Consider the following 16,982-nt stretch of genomic DNA (forward strand, 5'->3'; position numbering starts at 1 on the left):
GTACGAGCGACGCAGAACCTGCTGAGGGATCGGACGGTCGGGGAAGGACGAGCAGCTTCGGAGATGGAACGCCATTGATCCGTGATCGCTGACACGACCGCATGGACCACGTTCCACCAGACGCTGACGGGTCGGGGCCGCGTTCTCGCGTGACAGCAACCGCCGAACACGCGCCGACTAACCCTCCGCGGGCGTCGGCGTCGCGACGAGGATCGCTGTCATGAGGAGCACCAGCAGGCCAAAGGCGAGCTCGACTCGCACAGCCCGAACAAGATCGCCAGCCGCCCGCTCCTCCGAGCGCAGCCGCGGAGTGATCCATCGCCAGTTCGCGAGTCCAGCGAGTAGCATCGGTGTCAGCACGAGCAGTTTGACGCCAAGCGTCCGTCCATACGTACTGTCGAAGAGCGCGCTGACGCTGCCGACGTGGAGCCATGCCGCAAATGCACCGGTCACGACGATCAGAGACACTGCGATCAGCGCCACATTCGAGAAGCGGATGATTGCGGTCGCCAGCATCTCGCCGCGCATCGGCTCCGCCGTCCGTCGAGAGGATGGCAGCACGACAAGGACCAGCACCGCAATGCCGCCCACCCACGTACCCGCTGCGGACGCGTGCAGTGTGTCAGCAACGACGGCGAGCGGCCGCAGCGTCTCACTCGATGCGGCGTGTCCCGACAAGGCAAACGACACCGCCAGCACGAGCGCGACGATGGCCCCGATAGACCACGCGCGGAGCTGAGCAGCGCCGCGCTGCAGCGTCCATGCGACGAGCGCGCCAACAGCTAACGCGACGGCTTCGACGAGCCACGCGTGTCCCCACAGCGTCTTGCGCAGCATCGTCAGGACCATCTCCGCCTGAGGCCAGAGCGTCGTGTCGTCGAAAGCATGCGCCTGTGCCCAGAGACGCAGGACCAATGACGATGCGAGCAACACGAGCGCCACGCGCGACAGACGAATGAGCGATGCCCGCGAGACGCTGTGTGCTGACATCCCGCCGTCGGCAGCGTCCCTGCACCACGTCAGTGACGCGCTGACGCTGCCGGCCCAGAGACTGAACGCCACGTATTGCAGCAGGCGCACCGCCACGTAACCGGGCGACTCCACGCCGAATGGCGTCGGCATCACGTCCATCGGCACGTCATGTACCGGCGCCCGGCGCTATGTCAGTGCGCGTGCGCGGCGGCCACCGTGAATGCGTACGAACCACGCATCGGATGTCCGTCGGCGCCGGCCGCCTGCCACGACACCGTGTACCGACCGGGTCCAACCGGCGCCTTGAACGTCGCCACCAGCGTCTTCGGGTCGGCCGCGTCTGCAGCGACGGCGTTCAGCGCGACCGCGCGTCGTGAGGAGTCGACCATCGTGATCCGGCTCATCGCCGGTTCGAGCGCTTCCTGGAACGTCAGGCGCAGCATGGTGGGTGCCGCGGTGACCGTGCTGTTCACCGCGGGCGCGGCGGAGACCAGTCGCGGATGCAGCATGGCGTACGCGGGCGCCGCGAACAGTACCGTGGCAACCACGATGCGGCGCAGCATGAGAGAACGAAGCATATGAGACACTCGTATTTGAAAGGTGAGGTGCGGCGAGCACTGGCCCGCAGCGAAATGGTTGGTACACCGAACAGCGCCGAGCCGGTCAGACGACGATGCCGTCGCGTTTCAGTTCGTCAGGTGTCGCAGCCCGCGCCACCGTGCCTGGAGGATCGGCGTACCACCCTGGGTCAGTTTGACCGGTGACACGATCCCGGACCTTCAGCACGGTGAACATGCCGCCCATGTCGACGTGTCCCTTTGGTCCGGGTGCGCCTTGCATCGGGATCGAGTTCCGCGGTACGGGCATCTTCATCGCGCCATGATCTCCCATGCCCGTCTGGCCCATGGTCATGTATTGCGGCAGCAGCGGTGCCGCTGCCGCGTCGATCTTCGTCTCATCGACGCCCACGAGATTGACGCCGCTGTGACCCATCTGCGTCATCGTGTGGTGCGTCATGTGGCAATGCATCGCCCAGTCGCCGGAGACGTCTGCAGAGAATTCGACCGTTCGGGTTGTTCCCACCGGAACCAGCGTCGTGCTCTCCGGACGCTGCGCGGTGCGCTCGACCGGACCGCCATCGGTGCCGACGACGCGCCATGCCAGTCCGTGCACGTGAATCGGGTGATGACTCATCGCGCTCAGGTTCCCGAAGCGGATGCGCACGTCGTCGCCGCGCTGGATCACGAGCGGCGCCGTTCCCGGGAACGCCTTGCTGTTGAACGTGAGCACGTTGAACTCCGTCATCTCGTTCGGATCCGGTCGCGCGGTCCCGAGGGCAATCTTCCACTCACTCGACAACATCACGAAGTCCTTGTCCGGACGCCGACGCGCGCCGCGCTGATGGATGACGAACATGCCCATCATGCCGAGGGCCTGCTGCGTCATCTCGTCGTAATGCGGGTGGTACATGTACGTGCCGTACTGGTCGAGGTCGAACTCGTACATGAACGTCTCGCCCGTTGGGATCGGCGCCTGACTGACGCCAGCGACGCCGTCCATGCCTGACGGCACGAAGAGCCCGTGCCAGTGAACACTCGTCGGCTCGGGCAACTGATTGGTGACGTAGATCCGAACACGGTCACCCTCGACGGCCTCGATGGTGGGGCCGGGCGTGCTGCCATTGTAGCCCCAGCACGTTGCCTTGAGTCCGGGCGCAAACTCATGCTGGATTTCACTGGCCGTGAGATGAAACACCTTCACGCGATCCACGACGCGAAATGGCAGCGTCGTGCCGTTCGGCGTGATGACCGGGGTGTAATCGCGCCCAGGCTGACCGGGCGAGAGTCGGACTCTCGGTCGACGGGAGCGCGCCGGCGCCGTCGGAGTCGTCGGTGGCGCTACCGGCTCAGGCATGTGCATGCCAGCATGCTGTGCCTGCACGAGCGACGCCGCAGCAGCGGTCGCGGCCAGCGCTGTCACGCCCTGCTCCAGCAGGGCACGACGCGAGATTGGTGTGTCGCTCATGGCGTCCTCGGAGATTGCATCGGTCGTCGTACACCGCCCGTTGCCTGTTCGTCCGGCCTCAGCGGCTGGAATGAGCCACCGACGGCTTGCTCGAGCCGCGCGCGAAGGCTCCAGTAATCACGCAGCGCCTCAACGTAGGCCTGCCCCGCGTCGATCTCGGCCTGACGGGCGAGGAGCAGTGTGAACACGCTCTGCTCCATCGCATTCACGAAGCGCTGCGATTCGGCGACCAACTTGGCGCGCAGCGGCAGGACCGTGCGCTGCAGATGCACCGCGCGCTCACGCGCTGCCTCGACACGGGCCGCCAGCGCCGTGACGTCGGCGGCGATCTCGACGGCCAGCGCGTCGTGGCGGTCGACCGCCTGTCGGAACGTGGCACGCGCGCGGGCGACTCGCCCCTGCCCCTGATCGAACAGCGGCAACGGCACGGTGAGCGTCGCACCGGTGAATCGGCCGTCGGGATCGGTCTCGCGGCCCACGCCGATGCTGCCATCGGGCAGAAGCGCGAACGTGTTCGCGAGTCCGGCGAGGCGACCAGCGGCAGCGGCGGATTCAAACGCCGCGTGCAGTTCCAGATTCCGCGCCTGCGCGAGCGGCGCCAGCACCTGCACTGGCGGCAGGGTATCCGCCGGCAAGCCGAGACGCGGCGCCGGAGTCCACGATGAGTCGCTCGTGACGCCCATCACGCGGGCGAGCGCGGCGAGATGCGCGACACGCTCACCACGCGCGGTCAGTAGCGCCAGGCGCGCATCGGCGGCCATCGCCTGCTGCTGCGCGAGGTCGAAGTCCGAGACGTTGCCGGCATCGTGCAGGGCACCAGCGGCGACGGCGCTGGCCTCCGTCGCTTGCAGGACGGTGGAACGCAGCTCTTCCATCTGTGCTGCCGCCTGTGCTTCCGCATACGCGACTCGAACATCCGCGACCGTTGCGATCACGGCGGCCGCCACGCGCGACTGCTCGGCCGCGTACGCCTGCCGCGCGGCACTGCGACGAGACGGGCGCTGCAGATAGTCGATGAACGGCAGGGCGAGTCCGAGCTGGAGGATGCCCGGGCCGCCCCCGTCAGCGACGAAACGGCCGCCGCTGAACACCGGGTTCGCGAGAAGGCCTGCCTGCACGACGTCAGCCTGCGCGATCCCGAGGTCCTCGAACGTCGCCTGCAGCCGCTTGTTGCGGAGCAGCGCGATGCGAATGGCCGTGTCGACGGGGACGACGCCGTGGAGCGCCTGCGCGGCGTACGCGGCGGCCACGGAGTCGGCCCCGCGATCACGAAGCCAACTCGCCTCGAAGTCAGTGCGGGAGGTAACGGCGCGATTCACTCCGTCGATCCCGTCGTTCGCCGAGAGGTGCGCACAACCCGAAAGAGCCGCGATGGCCACGCAAAACGCGCTTGCGTGCCGCAGCCGGAACAGAAGGAGATTCATGCGTCGGGAATGGGTATGCTTTACTGTGCGTAAAGTACGCACTCCCTCCTGAGGCGTCAACCAGAGCGGGTCCCGTAACGCCGGCCGTGCCGGATCGACACGCGGCCGCCGTCGCTTTCCGGGCGCGGGCATCTACCGCGCCATGCCACGCATCATCCCTGCGTGCATGACGTTCAAGCGTGTCACCCGCGCCAGATGCGCTGGCATCATCGCCTTCAACTCCGGACCGCTCATCTCCGGCAACCGGATCAGGTCAGCGCGCAGCGAATCGACGGTCGCCGACCACGCGGCGTCACTCGCCATCTGCATGTCGCGCATTTCGCCATTCATGCGTGCGATCATGTTCGCCACCAGTTGGCGGTGCTTCGGGAGCATCACCGTCATGGCTTCTCCCGTGGCACCCGTGATGGCCATCACGTGCGTACGCATCTCGACGGGCATTCCGGCCATTGAACTATCCATCGTGCCACTCTGGCCCGACATGCTCGCCATCCCCCTCATGGCGGGCATCCCACCGGTGTCGTTTGCAGCAGACGCACCAGCTGTCGAGCGTGCGCTGTCCTGGTTCTGCGGGCCCTCCGCCTTCGTACAGGCGGCAGCAAGGAGCGCGAGGAAGGCGCGCATGACGACAGGGCCGAGATGATTATGCATGCTGACGAACTCCGATGTGGGTGTGTTGTGAAACGCGTGACGCGATGACTTCTGGACGTGCAGCTCGACTCATGTCTCGTGCATCGAAGGTGCCGTCGGTGACGCGGCCCGTCGGACAACAACGCCGAACTCGTTCACGGCGCCACTGACCAACGCGCGCCGCACCTCGCGCTCCTTCCACAGCGAGTAGATCGCCGGGATCACGATCAGGGTCAGCACTGTGCTAGTGAGCATACCGCCTACCATGGGTGCCGCGATGCGCTTCATGACATCCGCGCCTGTGCCTTGGCTCCAGAGAATCGGCACGAGACCGGCCATGATCGCCGTCACCGTCATCATCTTGGGACGCACGCGCTCGACGGCGCCATGCTCGATGGCGGCGTCCACGTCCGCGCGGTGCTTCATGTCGCCGCGCGCCCGACGGTCGTTGTACGCTTGGTCGAGATACAGCAGCATGATCACGCCCGTTTCCGCAGCCACGCCCGCGAGGGCGATGAAGCCGATGGCGACGGCGACGCTCATGTTGTATTCGAGCAGCCACAGCAGCCAGACGCCGCCCACCAGCGCGAACGGCAGCGACAGCATCACGATTGCGACTTCGACCACACTGCGGAAGTTGAGGTACAGCAGTGCGATGATGATCAGCAGCGTGAGGGGGACCACGATGCGCAGCCGCTGCGTGGCCCGCTCCAGCGACTCGAACTGTCCTGACCATTCGAGGCGATACCCGGGAGGCAGCAGAAGCTTCTCCAGCAACAGGCGCTTCGCGTCCTCGACGTACCCGCCGATGTCCCTCCCCTGCACGTCCACGTACACGACGTTGTTGAGGTTCGCGTTCTCCGACTTGATCAGCGTCGAGCCCTGCACCACGTCCACGCGCGCCAGGTCACCGAGCGCGATCTGCGCACCGCTCGGCGTCATCACGAGGACGCTGCGCAGCATGTCCGGTGAATCACGCAGTTCGCGCGGGTATCGCACCAGTACACCGAAGCGCTCGCGACCCGCGATCACCTGCCCTGCATCGACGCCGCCCACGGCCGTGCTGAGCGCCGTCTGCACCTCCGCGACCGTGAGCCCGTACCGAGCAGCCGCTTCGCGGTTCACCGTCACGTCGAGATACCGCCCACCGACGGCGCGTTCGGCGAAGACGGTATTTGTACCGGCGACGCCGGGGAGGACGGCTTCGATCTGCCGACCGATGCGGTCGAGCGTGTCGAGTGACGTGCCGAACACCTTGATGCCCACCGGCGTTTTGATGCCGGTCGCCAGCATGTCGAGGCGGTTCTTGATCGGCATGCTCCACATGTTGCCGACACCGGGCGTCCGCACGGTGGCGTTGGCTTGCGACACGATGGAGTCATAGGTCACCCCGGGGCGCCAGTCACGCCGGTCCTTGAGGATCGCAATCGACTCGATCATCGACATTGGCGCCATATCGGTCGCACTCTCGGCGCGACCGATCTTCCCCATGACGGTCTGCACCTCGGGAATGCGCGCCAGCGCCGCGTCACGTTGTTGCAGGATCTGGCGCGCCTGCGCGGTACCGACACCGGGCAACAGCGACGGCATGTCCATGATCGCGCCTTCGTTCAGCGGCGGCATGAACTCGCTGCCGACTCGCAGCCATGGCACGATGCTCACGCCCAGCACGGCGACCGCCGCCAGGATCGTCGGCCAGCGGTGCCGCAGGATGAGCGCGATCACGGGCCGGTACGCCCTGATCAGCAGCCGGTTCACCGGATTGGCCGCCTCGGGCTTGACGCCCGTCCGGATGAACAGGCCCATCATGACCGGCACGAGCGTGACCGAGAGCATGGCGGCTGCGGCCATGGCCAGCGTCTTGGTCCACGCGAGGGGCTTGAAGAGGCGGCCCTCCTGATCCTGCAGCGCGAACACAGGCAGGAAGGACGCCGTGATGATCAGTAGCGAGATGAAGAGCGCCGGTCCCACTTCCTGTGCAGACTCGATCACGAGCGTCGCATGCGACCGTGGCCGCCCCTCCGCCTCGTTGCGCTCGATGTGCTTGTGCAGGTTCTCGACCATTACGATGGCCGCGTCGATCATCGCTCCGATGGCGATGGCGATGCCGCCGAGCGACATGATGTTCGCCGAGAGCCCAAGTGCCCGCATCGCGAGCAGTGCCATCACGATGCCGATGGGCAGCGTGACGATGGCGACCAGCGCGCTGCGGGCGTGCAGCAGGAACAGGATCGCGACCAAGGCCACGATGAGTGATTCCTCGAGCAGCTTCTCGCGCAACGTCGCGACCGCCCGGTCGATCAGGCCGGAGCGGTCGTAGCCCTCGACGAAGCGCACGCCAGCCGGTAGTGCGCGCTGGATCTCTGCCATCTTCGCCTTCACACTGTCGATCACCTCCCGCGGATTCGCGCCGTAGCGCATCACGACCCAGCCGGTCACGACTTCTCCACGACCATCCAGATCCGCGATGCCTCGTCGCAAGGCGGGGCCCTCCTGCACAGTGGCGACGTCCTGCACGGTGATTGGCGCGCCGTCCATGCCGGTGCCGACGGACACGTTGCGCAGGTGATCGAGCGACGTGAAGCGCCCGCGTCCCCGGACGACATACTCCGTTCCGCCCATCTCGAGCACTCGGCCGCCGACATCCTGGTTCGACGCGCGGACGGCGTCGGCGACCTTCGTGATCGAGACGTTGAACGCGAGCAGTTTCGCCGGATCGACCTGCACCTGGTATTCCTTCTCGAAGCCGCCGAACGACGCGATCTCTGCGACGCCAGGCACCGCCGTCAATGCCGGTCGGACAGTGAAGTCCTGCAGCGCGCGCAGGTCGGCCAGGGTTCGCGTGCCGGTGGTGTCGGCGAGGATGTACTGCATCACCCAGCCGACACCCGTCGCGTCGGGCCCGAGCATGGGCACGGCACCGTCGGGCAGCTTGCCGCGCACCGCGTTCAGGTATTCAAGCACCCGTGTGCGTGCCCAGTAGAGGTCCGTACCGTCCTCGAAGACGACGTACACCGCCGAGAGACCGAACTGCGACATCCCGCGCACGAACTTGATGTTGGGCACCTTGAGCAGCTCGGCCTCGAGCGGATACGTGACCTGATCCTCGACGAGCTGTGGTGCCTGTCCCGGCCACTCGGTCATGACGATGACTTGCGCATCGGACAGGTCCGGGATCGCGTCGACCGGTGTGGTGAGCAACGCCCAGACACCGGCGGCGGAGACGAGCGCGGTCGTCAGGCAGACGGCAAGCGGATGGCTGACGGACCAGCGGATGATGGACTTGAGCATGGCCGTCAGCGCTTGCTGTTCTTGGTGATGCCCGGCATGCCCTTCATGCCTTTCGTATCCGCGCCCTTCATCTGCATGCCGTCCATGCCTTCCATGCCTTGCATGCCGCTGCCCATGCTCAGCATGCTCTTCATCACCTCGCCCAGATTCGACTCGGAGTCCAGGAGGAACTGTGCGGAGGTGACGACGCGCTGCCCGGGCTCGACGCCAGCGAGGATTTCCGTGTAGTCACCCGCGGTCGCGCCAACCTCCACGTCCTGCGGCTGCAGTGTGCCGGCACCCAGATCGATGAACACCACAGCGCGCTCGCCTGTGCGGAGCACGGCGGAGGTCGGGACCGTGAGCGCGTCACGCGATGGCGTCGACAGGCGCACCAGCGCGTACATGCCGGGCCTGAGTGCGCCGTTCGAGTTGTCGAGCGCGATGCGCGCACGCGTCGTCCGCGCGTCCGCCTGCACGGTCGGGTAGACGTACTCGACGCGCCCGGTGAACGACCGGCCTGGAAGCCCGGTGATCTCGATGCCGGCGGTCGTGCCAGCACGCACACTGGCCGCATCCGCTCCGCGCAGGTCCGCTTCGACCCACACACGCGACAGATCGGAGATCGTGTAGAGCATCTGGCCCGACATCACCGCCTGACCCTGCACGACGGGTCGCTGCATGACGACTCCGGTCGCGGGGGCGTGCAGTGTGATCGTCTGACGCACACGCCCCGTTCGCAGGATCTCGTCGATCTGCCGCTCCGACACCTCCCAGAGCAGTAGTCGGCGCCTCGCCGCCGCCACCAGATCGGTGGAATTGTCCGGCAAGCCTGGCACCGCGCTCTGGCCGAGGGTGCGCTGCAGCCCGGCGGCGAGCAGCAGCTCCTGCTGTGCCGCAACGAGATCCGGGGCGTACAGCTCGAGCAGCGGTTGTCCGCGACGCACCGGTTGCCCGGTGACGTTCACGTACAGCCGCTCGACGAATCCGGCGACGCGCGGTGCAACCTGCACGACGCGGGTCTCATCGACCATCACGTTGCCCGTCGCCCGTGCCTCATTCGTCAGCGTGCGCATGTCCGCGGTCCCAAAGGTGATGCCGAACGTGCGGATCTGGCCGGCAGTGAGCGCGACGGAGCCATCAGCGCTCATCGTCATGCCGGTCATGCCCTGCATTCCCTCCATGCCGGCCATGCCGTCACTCGAACGCGCCGTTGGCATCGTTCCCTCGCGAGACACACGGCTTCGCCAGATCCACAGCGCGCCGATCACCATCGTGGCCAGTCCGAGTCCGACCAACCATCGCGTGCGCAGTGCGGCGGTCATGGGAGGATCTCCCTGCCGACGACACGTTCGAGCTCCGCCAGTGTCGTGGCAAAATCCGTGAGCACGCGGAAACACTCCGTCTCGTAGTTGAACAGCGTCGCCTGGGTTTCGAGCACGGGGAGGAACTCGACGCGGCCGACCTGATAGCTCGCCAGCGACGACGTGAGCGCGGCACGGCCCTGCGGGATGATCGCCGTCTTGTAGAGGGCGAGCTGTGTGCGCTGCCGCTCGAGATCAGCACTCAGGCGCACGACCTCGGCGCGGATCGCATTGCGCCGTGCAGCGAGCTCCGACTCGAGGGCGGCAAGGTCCGCGCGCGCAGCGGCGGAGAGCTGGTCTTCGCGGGCTCGACGCTGCAGACGGATGGGGATTGCGACAGTCGCCGTCACGAGGTCCGTGAACCCGCGACGCTGCCCATAGTCGAACGCCACCTCGAAGTCGGGAAGGTGCTCCTTCCCGGCGCGTTCGACGCGGGTCGTCTGCGCGGCGATGGTGGCCTGCGCCTCGCGCAGCATCGGACTCGCATCGAGCGCCATCGTCGTCAGCGCATCCACCGGCGGCAGTGGCGAGTTCGCGGCGCGCGCACCAAGCGTGGCCGACACGAACCTGACCTGACCGGCGGAGTCCGCGACCGCCGCACGCGCGATGCGCCCTGGCACCTCAGCTCCGACTAGCGGTGTCTCGACCGGCCGGTCGAGAACGGCGTTGAGCCGCGCGAGCGCCGCGCGTCGCTGCTCGATCAGGGTCACGGCCTGCTCGCCGAGTCGGCCTGCCTCGATGCGCGCGCGCAGCACGTCCTGCTGGCCACCTTGGCCAACGCCGTATCGCGAGTCCGCCACCTTAACCACATCGACCAGCAGGTCACGATTCCGGTTGACCACGTCGAGCGCCCGGTCGGTGAAAGCGATCTCGTAGTACGCGCGCTGCACGTCGCGGATCACGTCGAGTCGCGTGACCGTGACGGCCGCCTCGCTCGCCTCGACCTCGCGGGTGGCGATGCGGCGGTCGCGACCGAGCTTGCCCGGATATGGAATCGTCTGGCGGACCCCCACCATCTTCATGGTGAAGGAGTCATAGAATCCCGGTCTGCTGGCCGGGAAGTCCCGCAGGCCCACCGTCAGCATCGGATCGGGACGCAGACCTGCCGGACCGACGCGCGAGCGCATGGCGTCAACGCGGAACCGGGCAGCACGCAGCGTTGGGCTGGAGGCGGTGGCGACGGCGATCAGCGCCTCGAGGGAGGCGCTATCGGGCGCAGGTCGTGGCTGTGCACTGACGGTGGCGGGCAGCAGTGGCGACGACAGCAAGCCGAGCGTCGCGATCACCGCCTGCGTCTGTCGTGTTCGTGCGCTGCGATCCAGAAGCCGACGGCAGACCGGTGGCAGCCACGAACGTGGCTGCCGAGGGCAGTCGTGGGGAAACATGGCAATGTCCGACGAGAGTGGTCCGGGTGCGCGCAGTGCCGTCGGCATGACGGCGTGGTGCGAGCATCGGTGCCGCGCGCGACGCCGGATCGGCGGTCACGCACGGACGAACCGCCTGGCGTGCTGCCAGGCGGAACCGTCAGGACATCGGTTTCGGTGGCGGGTGATCCGGCGCGCTGGCCTCGGTCACCGGCATGCGGACGACCAGTTGCAGCGCATGGACCATCGGCACTGGTAGCCGAATCTGCGGCGGCCCAGCTGTGGTGACTGCGGCGAAGGTGCAGACCGTCATCGAGTCGCAGCCGGTGCGTTCGCCGTGCGTGTCACAGGGCGGCTCATCGTGGCCGGTCCCCAAGCCCGGCACACCTTCCGCTGCGTGATCCGCAGACGACATGTCCATGCCGGCCATCGCCATGCCGCCCATGTCCATCCCCGACATCGACGCCGTGCCCGTGAGGCTGGCACTCCCGGCGAACAGGTTCACGACCGGGCACCGGTCTCCACCGCTGACCAGCGACAGCTGGAGCGAGAGGAACCCGAGGACCAGAAGGAATGCGCGGCTGGCGAGGAGCATGTCCAAAGATAGTCCGGAGGGCCGACTGACGTTCCCAATCTTCTCGTCTAGGCCGGCCCGCACACCGTAGCTGCGACACCCCGGCCGCCGCAACCGAAAATCGCGACCGCAGCCCCCGGCCCTCACACCTGACCCTCGCGCATCGCCCTCGGGCGCTGCGGCCGCCACCACCGGCGCCGCTCCAAGTCCGGAGCCGCACATGATCGTTCCACCCAGTCGTCTCGCCGCACTCCTCGCGGCACTCACGACCGCCAGTACGACCACGGCCACCGAGGCCGCCGCCGGTGAACTGTACGACGCAACGCGCCCACACCTCGTTCGCATCTGCGCGACGCTGATCACGCGCGCACCTGGCAAGCCATGGCTGGCCGCCGAGGACCTCGCGCAGGACACGTTGGTCGACGCCTTGCCGGCGCTGCAGCGTGGCGCGTGTCCCAACGCCAACAACAACGGATTGCTGCGCTGGCTCACCACCGTCGCGTGGCGCCGGCTGCTCACGGAGGCACGCCCCGGGATTGGTGTCTCCGATGCCGAGATCGAGGAGGTGCTGCTCGGCACGCATGCCAGGAACAGCACGGTCCATGGCGATGACGACTCGCGCACATGGCGCGACCGCGCGGTGCGGCTCGCACATGACGCGGCGCTCGAGGGACTGCCTGTCTCGCATCAGCGCACGTGGGTGTTGGTCGCCGAGCATGAGTTGCCTAAGACTGAAGCAGCGGCCGCGCTGGGCGTCAGCCGTCGGACGGTCTACAACCGCCTCGCACAGGTCGAAACGCATCTGCGCGCGGCGCTCGCCCCGTACGCACCGTGAGCGCCAGCGTCAGCGCCGCGCGAGCGCCGCCGGGCAGTGTGGAATCGTGCGTTGCACAGCGATGCGATACGAGATGAGGGCATGCCGCCCCGTGCGTTCACACTCTGATCCGCCGCGATGCCACCTATCGATGAATTTCACGAGCCCACACACGACGAACCGCCCTCTGAGCCAACGCTGGCCATGCCGTCGATGAATCTCGACGACGATCCGCGCAGCACACTCGCACGCATTCTGGAACAGCTACTCCACGCATTCGGCACCGACGCTGGTCCGGATGTCGAGCGAGTGCTCACGACGCTGGCGCTTGCGCTGACGCGCCATGTTCACGAACCCTATGCCCTGAGAGCGGTGTTTGTCGCACCAGCCGGCAGCGGCAAGACGCGCCTCTTGCGGCTCATTGCGTCCATCGTACGTCTGCCCGCCGTCATCATTCCGGTGGTCGATCTCGCCGAGACCGGATGGAGGGGCGCGCAGATCGGCGATGCGTGTCGCCTGCTGCATCCGTCCCTCTTCGTCCGCGACGAGTTCTCGCGGCGCATCACCGTCCCGACGACGACCGTCGCACTGCCGTCAGTCGTGCTGCTCGATGAGCTCGACAAGATCAGCCTCCGGCACGCTGGAATCGCGCTGGAAGGGAGTGCAGCTGCCGCACGCCTAGGGAAGCAGCAATCGCTACTGCCGGTACTGGATCCTGAGAGTGATTTGCTCGTGCAGTACGACGATGCCTCGGCACCGTTTCGCTGGTCGTTGCGGAACAGCATCGTGCTGTGCGCGGGGGCATTCGCCATGGCGCCGTCAGATCGTGCGCTCACGCCCGCGGACCTGATCGATGTCGGGCTGAGTTCAGAGTTGGTGGATCGCCTCGGTCCGGTGTGGATGCTCCCGATGCCCGGGGCGTCGACGCGCGCAAGCATCGCACGCATCAAGCTGCGCGATGTCGAAGCCTTCGCGCTGCGGCTCGGCGTCACCGTCACGGGGATCGAGGCGTATGCCGCGACGCTGCCGGCACCCGGCGACACACCCGACTTCATCGGGCTGCGCGGACTCCTGCATGCCGTCACGCAGCGCGTGCTCGAAGCGGTGGCAGACGCGCTGACGCAGCAGCGCACGCACGTCGACCTGATGGACGCACGAGGTGACGCATGATGCGAAGCGCAGCGCTACGCCGCTTGGCCTCGCGTCCTCGGTGCCGCGCACCCTGGCTGCCGCGCGCACGCTGGTGCGCGGCGGTCGTGAAACACCTTCGCGTACTCCGCCCCCGCCACAGCACCGGCAGGCTAACGGTGCGGCGCGGCGCGGCGAACGCGCCACGCGCAGACCACCACGCACCCGGCACCGGCCGGAGGAGTATCCTGATGGCCCCGACTCGCATCTACCCCATTCCGCCCCTTACCCCGCTCCTCGCGCTGCAGCGCAACGCACTTTCGGAAGTTGAAGAGTTCGGTCTGCCAGCGATGACACAGTTCCTCCAATGCATGCGTCGCCGGATCGTGCGATATGTCGACCCGCTGTATTGCGGACTTCGGTGCCCTGTGCTGTCGCGCGATGAGTATCTCGAGTACGCGCTGATCACCATTGCGGCGCAGCTCGAACTTTGCACTGCCGAGACGGATGACGCGCTCTTCGCATGGATCAGTGCGCGCACGCACGCGGCCATGCTCGAATTGCATGCGTTTCTGCACGCGGGCGCGCGACGGCGGCGGCAAGTGCCGAGTCCCGTATCCGGCGGCCTGGCAGCGTGAGCGCGACACCCCCAGGTGCAACGCGCACGGTCGAGGTGCTTGTGCTCCGCCCGGTGGGAGCGGACGCCGCGTCCGCACTGACCACCGAGACGGCACGCAGCACGGACGTGCTGTCCGCCGTCAGCTCAAGCGACGAAGACGCACGCGCGATCCGCCTGACCCCGCGGCAGGCGTGCGTCGTGATGACCGAGCAGGACGCGGCGCTGCTCGTCCTCGCCGTGGCTGCGGGCCTACGGGCGGACGCCAGCGGAGTCGCGCCGTTGCGCGACGAAGAACGCCAGCGCGTGCGAAAGGTCGTGACGCTGATCCATCGCACACTCGCCCGCGAGCTGCGCGCCGTGGTGCGTGCGCGAGCAGCGCCGATGTGCGCCGCGCCCAGCGCAACACACGTCGACGTCGCGGCCTGACGGATGACGGTCGGCGCAATGAATAGCTGGCTGTCCGGTAACGGTGTGCACACGCGTGCGATAACACAGTAGAGGCACCGACGCACGCGTTCACCGGGTGACGACACCGCACGACGACACAGCGCCACGGCTCGTCCTTTCCCGCTCCCTCGGCCACGAGGGCTGTTTGCGCGGGATCGGTCCGAGTCCGTGCCGGTACGCGGACCAGCAGCACGTTCCAGAAGCCGACGCATCGCGACGGCGAGAGATCCATCACCACACCACGCATGGAGTGCAATCACATGACTGCTCGAATCCCCGCTGGTCCCCCGCTCTCGCGTGCGGATGACACGCAGCAGGCCGTGAACCGTGAGGTCGCTGCACTGATCGAGGAGACGAAGAACGCGATTGGCATCGTCGCCGGGAGTCTGCTGACCTCCATTCTCGCGTTCCCATACTTCGGGTTGGCGCACGGGTACGCCACGCTGCACGAGACGATCAGCCACGAGTGGCGTGGAGGTCCGACCATTGCTGGGATCCACTTGTGGCTTCGCCGCGTGATTGCACACACGCTCGCGGCGGCGGATGCAGTGAGTGTATCCGACCGCGATACCGCGGTGCTTGCGGCGTTGTGTCGTGAGTTCGGAGTGTGTGCGGAGACACCGCCGGACGCGATCACGATCTTCTCGGTCGCAGATCATGGCCCCCTGCCTGGCGCGGCGGCATTCATGCAGCGGCTGCAGGACGCGATGCACCGCCAGAACGACCTCGCCGCTGCAGAGGACGAGGAATTCACCCGAGTCATCGAGACGGTTCGCGCGCTCGAGCTGCACCCGTGGGTTCCCGTCACCTCGCGGGCGGCCGCGGTCGCGATGGCCGGCCGCGCGAGCGCCGCGGCGCTGCTCAGTGTGCCAGAGACCACCGGGCCGATCCGTCTGCCGCGTCGGCACGCGCTCGCCAAGATCAACTTCGGGCCGCTCGGCGCAGTCGATACGCCGGCGCTCCATCCGGCGGGCGTTCCCGAAGGTCTGCCGTTCTGAGTGCGCGTGCCCTCTCGGCGTCACGCCCGACGGTCGGTGCCCCCGATATGCGGTGCTCACCCTGCGGCATCGGCGTGATGTACACGCCGATGATCTCTCTCGCAGGAGCGCGCATGGCAAACAACCCGAGTTCCGCCGGATCGAGTGCAGTACCCGCCGTCCCGCAGGTGCGGTACGCGCGGCTCTGGAAGTCGGTGGTCAGTGGCGTCGTCCCGTCACGCACGGATGATGTCGACGCGTGGTATGGCGTCGCGCAGCACCTGCTCGGCGTTGCGCTGCACGAGGCCCATCTGGACCGAGTGCTCGATGACGTCACGAACGGAGACGTTCACCCGATGACGCAACACGCCGCGTAGCACGTCACGGTGCAGACACGCAGCGCCACGATGGTATGGGCACGAGGCCTGTCACCGTCGTCCCGCTGCGTGCTGTGCGTTGTGCCGCATCTTCATCGCGCGTGTGGAATCTGCCATCGACCATCGCTCGCACGTGCGAATCCGAAACGGCGCAGTGCCTCATCGAACTGCGCGTTGAAATCCCCGTCGTCCTCATCGCTCTCCTGGAACGCCGCGCCAAGTCGTGAGCGCAATTGGGCGGTAGTCAGGCCCCCGCGCCCGAGACTCAGCGCATCGTGCATGAGAAGGCCGGCAACTCGCATACGCAGTGCCGGCACCGCCCAGCCCGCACGTTCAGCATGCTCGTCCAACGCGGGGGCAATCGCAGAGATGGGGCGGTCCAGATCTGGCAAGCCAAGCTTCTCGCGGAGCCGATCACCCATGCGCCGGGCACGATTCCGCTTGAAGCGCGGTGGGCCGATCTCGAGCGCGTCCGCCACCACGTCGATGGTGTCGACGATGGGCGCGGTATTCGCCGCCGCCTCTTTCTGAGCCCGACGAGCCGCACGCTTCGCCTGCTTCTCGAGCGCGTCACCCTCGTTCCAGGCTGCCCCCTTCGTGCGGTGCCGGTCGAATACGACCTCGGCGGCGATGCCGTCAGCCTCCTGGGCCTTCTTCCAGCCATGGACCGAGGATGGGTGCGCCTTCACGAATTCGGCGACGGCTCGGACCGACGTCGCCCCTCCCTCGAGCAGAAACACGGCCGTGTCCCGGCGAATCTGTATGTCCTCGGGGCTCATGAGCGGTCGTGCCATCGGCGGCACCTCAGTCAGAAGTTGGAGCGCGGCGCCATGGCGGATACCGTCGCTTATCTGTCTGATTGTACTCCGAGGCTCTGCAGCATGCAACGCGACACTGCTGCTTCAGCCACACCCCCGGTCATTGCTGCGGTCCTCGACCTGATCCGGACCCTTCGACTCGCGTACGCGCCAGTGATCGCCGGGGGAGAGTCATCTGA

Annotated in this window: 15 protein-coding genes; 5 read left to right on the forward strand and 10 right to left on the reverse strand. The window is 67.2% G+C overall.

Translation table 11 applies throughout. From position 1 onward, the window contains the following. Positions 1 to 177: 177 nt before the first annotated feature. From IT355_15970 to IT355_16010, 9 genes are all read right to left on the reverse strand, one after another. Positions 178 to 1,131, reverse strand: a complete 954-nt coding sequence (locus IT355_15970) for a CopD family protein (protein ID MCC7054770.1) — start codon at positions 1,129 to 1,131, stop codon at positions 178 to 180. Positions 1,132 to 1,163: 32 nt separating this feature from the next. Continuing rightward, positions 1,164 to 1,550 (reverse strand): copper homeostasis periplasmic binding protein CopC, encoded by a 387-nt coding sequence (copC, locus tag IT355_15975; GenBank protein ID MCC7054771.1) that lies wholly within the window; start codon positions 1,548 to 1,550, stop codon positions 1,164 to 1,166. A gap of 85 nt (positions 1,551 to 1,635) precedes the next feature. After that, positions 1,636 to 2,892 (reverse strand): copper oxidase, encoded by a 1,257-nt coding sequence (locus tag IT355_15980; protein ID MCC7054772.1) that lies wholly within the window; start codon positions 2,890 to 2,892, stop codon positions 1,636 to 1,638. A 101-nt stretch (positions 2,893 to 2,993) separates the two neighbouring features. Continuing rightward, positions 2,994 to 4,421, reverse strand: a complete 1,428-nt coding sequence (locus tag IT355_15985; GenBank protein MCC7054773.1) for a TolC family protein — start codon at positions 4,419 to 4,421, stop codon at positions 2,994 to 2,996. Between the two features lie 132 nt (positions 4,422 to 4,553). After that, positions 4,554 to 5,072, reverse strand: a complete 519-nt coding sequence (locus tag IT355_15990) for a hypothetical protein (GenBank protein MCC7054774.1) — start codon at positions 5,070 to 5,072, stop codon at positions 4,554 to 4,556. Positions 5,073 to 5,141: 69 nt separating this feature from the next. Further along, the gene (locus IT355_15995) at positions 5,142 to 8,342 is read right to left on the reverse strand and encodes an efflux RND transporter permease subunit (protein MCC7054775.1); all 3,201 of its coding nucleotides are present in this window, start codon (positions 8,340 to 8,342) and stop codon (positions 5,142 to 5,144) included. 5 nt (positions 8,343 to 8,347) lie between these two features. After that, entirely contained in the window at positions 8,348 to 9,514 is a 1,167-nt protein-coding gene (locus tag IT355_16000) for an efflux RND transporter periplasmic adaptor subunit (GenBank protein ID MCC7054776.1), read from the reverse strand. A 128-nt stretch (positions 9,515 to 9,642) separates the two neighbouring features. Then, positions 9,643 to 10,971, reverse strand: coding sequence for a TolC family protein (locus tag IT355_16005; protein ID MCC7054777.1), 1,329 nt, complete (start codon positions 10,969 to 10,971; stop codon positions 9,643 to 9,645). A gap of 238 nt (positions 10,972 to 11,209) precedes the next feature. After that, on the reverse strand, positions 11,210 to 11,644 hold the full coding sequence (locus IT355_16010; protein MCC7054778.1) for a hypothetical protein: 435 nt from the start codon (positions 11,642 to 11,644) through the stop codon (positions 11,210 to 11,212). A gap of 199 nt (positions 11,645 to 11,843) precedes the next feature. On the opposite strand from IT355_16010, the gene IT355_16015 reads away from it, so the two are divergent. From IT355_16015 to IT355_16035, 5 genes are all read left to right on the forward strand, one after another. Next, entirely contained in the window at positions 11,844 to 12,458 is a 615-nt protein-coding gene (locus IT355_16015) for a sigma-70 family RNA polymerase sigma factor (protein MCC7054779.1), read from the forward strand. A gap of 183 nt (positions 12,459 to 12,641) precedes the next feature. Beyond that, positions 12,642 to 13,607 carry an AAA family ATPase gene (locus IT355_16020; protein ID MCC7054780.1) on the forward strand — a complete coding sequence of 322 codons (966 nt, stop codon included), beginning with the start codon at positions 12,642 to 12,644 and terminating at the stop codon, positions 13,605 to 13,607. Positions 13,608 to 13,816: 209 nt separating this feature from the next. Then, positions 13,817 to 14,203, forward strand: a complete 387-nt coding sequence (locus tag IT355_16025; protein ID MCC7054781.1) for a hypothetical protein — start codon at positions 13,817 to 13,819, stop codon at positions 14,201 to 14,203. Continuing rightward, the gene (locus tag IT355_16030; GenBank protein ID MCC7054782.1) at positions 14,200 to 14,610 is read left to right on the forward strand and encodes a hypothetical protein; all 411 of its coding nucleotides are present in this window, start codon (positions 14,200 to 14,202) and stop codon (positions 14,608 to 14,610) included. Before IT355_16025 ends, IT355_16030 begins: the two co-directional genes overlap by 4 nt. A gap of 341 nt (positions 14,611 to 14,951) precedes the next feature. Next, positions 14,952 to 15,629, forward strand: coding sequence for a hypothetical protein (locus IT355_16035; GenBank protein ID MCC7054783.1), 678 nt, complete (start codon positions 14,952 to 14,954; stop codon positions 15,627 to 15,629). A gap of 448 nt (positions 15,630 to 16,077) precedes the next feature. On the opposite strand, the gene IT355_16040 is transcribed toward IT355_16035, so the two are convergent. Further along, a complete protein-coding gene (locus IT355_16040; protein MCC7054784.1) occupies positions 16,078 to 16,779 on the reverse strand; it encodes a hypothetical protein in 702 nt (233 codons plus the stop codon). Between the last annotated feature and the right edge of the window lie 203 nt (positions 16,780 to 16,982).

The organism is Gemmatimonadaceae bacterium, assembly GCA_020851035.1.
In the GTDB taxonomy this organism is placed as follows: Bacteria; Gemmatimonadota; Gemmatimonadetes; order Gemmatimonadales; family Gemmatimonadaceae; genus JACMLX01.

Coding starts and splice junctions, on each gene's coding strand:
- IT355_15970 (MCC7054770.1), bottom strand. CDS start 1,131: ATGGACGTGATGCCGACGCCATTCGGCGTGGAGTCGCCCGGTTACGTG.
- copC (MCC7054771.1), bottom strand. CDS start 1,550: ATGCTTCGTTCTCTCATGCTGCGCCGCATCGTGGTTGCCACGGTACTG.
- IT355_15980 (MCC7054772.1), bottom strand. CDS start 2,892: ATGCACATGCCTGAGCCGGTAGCGCCACCGACGACTCCGACGGCGCCG.
- IT355_15985 (MCC7054773.1), bottom strand. CDS start 4,421: ATGAATCTCCTTCTGTTCCGGCTGCGGCACGCAAGCGCGTTTTGCGTG.
- IT355_15990 (MCC7054774.1), bottom strand. CDS start 5,072: ATGCATAATCATCTCGGCCCTGTCGTCATGCGCGCCTTCCTCGCGCTC.
- IT355_15995 (MCC7054775.1), bottom strand. CDS start 8,342: ATGCTCAAGTCCATCATCCGCTGGTCCGTCAGCCATCCGCTTGCCGTC.
- IT355_16000 (MCC7054776.1), bottom strand. CDS start 9,514: ATGGCCGGCATGGAGGGAATGCAGGGCATGACCGGCATGACGATGAGC.
- IT355_16010 (MCC7054778.1), bottom strand. CDS start 11,644: ATGCTCCTCGCCAGCCGCGCATTCCTTCTGGTCCTCGGGTTCCTCTCG.
- IT355_16015 (MCC7054779.1), top strand. CDS start 11,844: ATGATCGTTCCACCCAGTCGTCTCGCCGCACTCCTCGCGGCACTCACG.
- IT355_16020 (MCC7054780.1), top strand. CDS start 12,642: ATGCCGTCGATGAATCTCGACGACGATCCGCGCAGCACACTCGCACGC.
- IT355_16025 (MCC7054781.1), top strand. CDS start 13,817: ATGGCCCCGACTCGCATCTACCCCATTCCGCCCCTTACCCCGCTCCTC.
- IT355_16040 (MCC7054784.1), bottom strand. CDS start 16,779: ATGGCACGACCGCTCATGAGCCCCGAGGACATACAGATTCGCCGGGAC.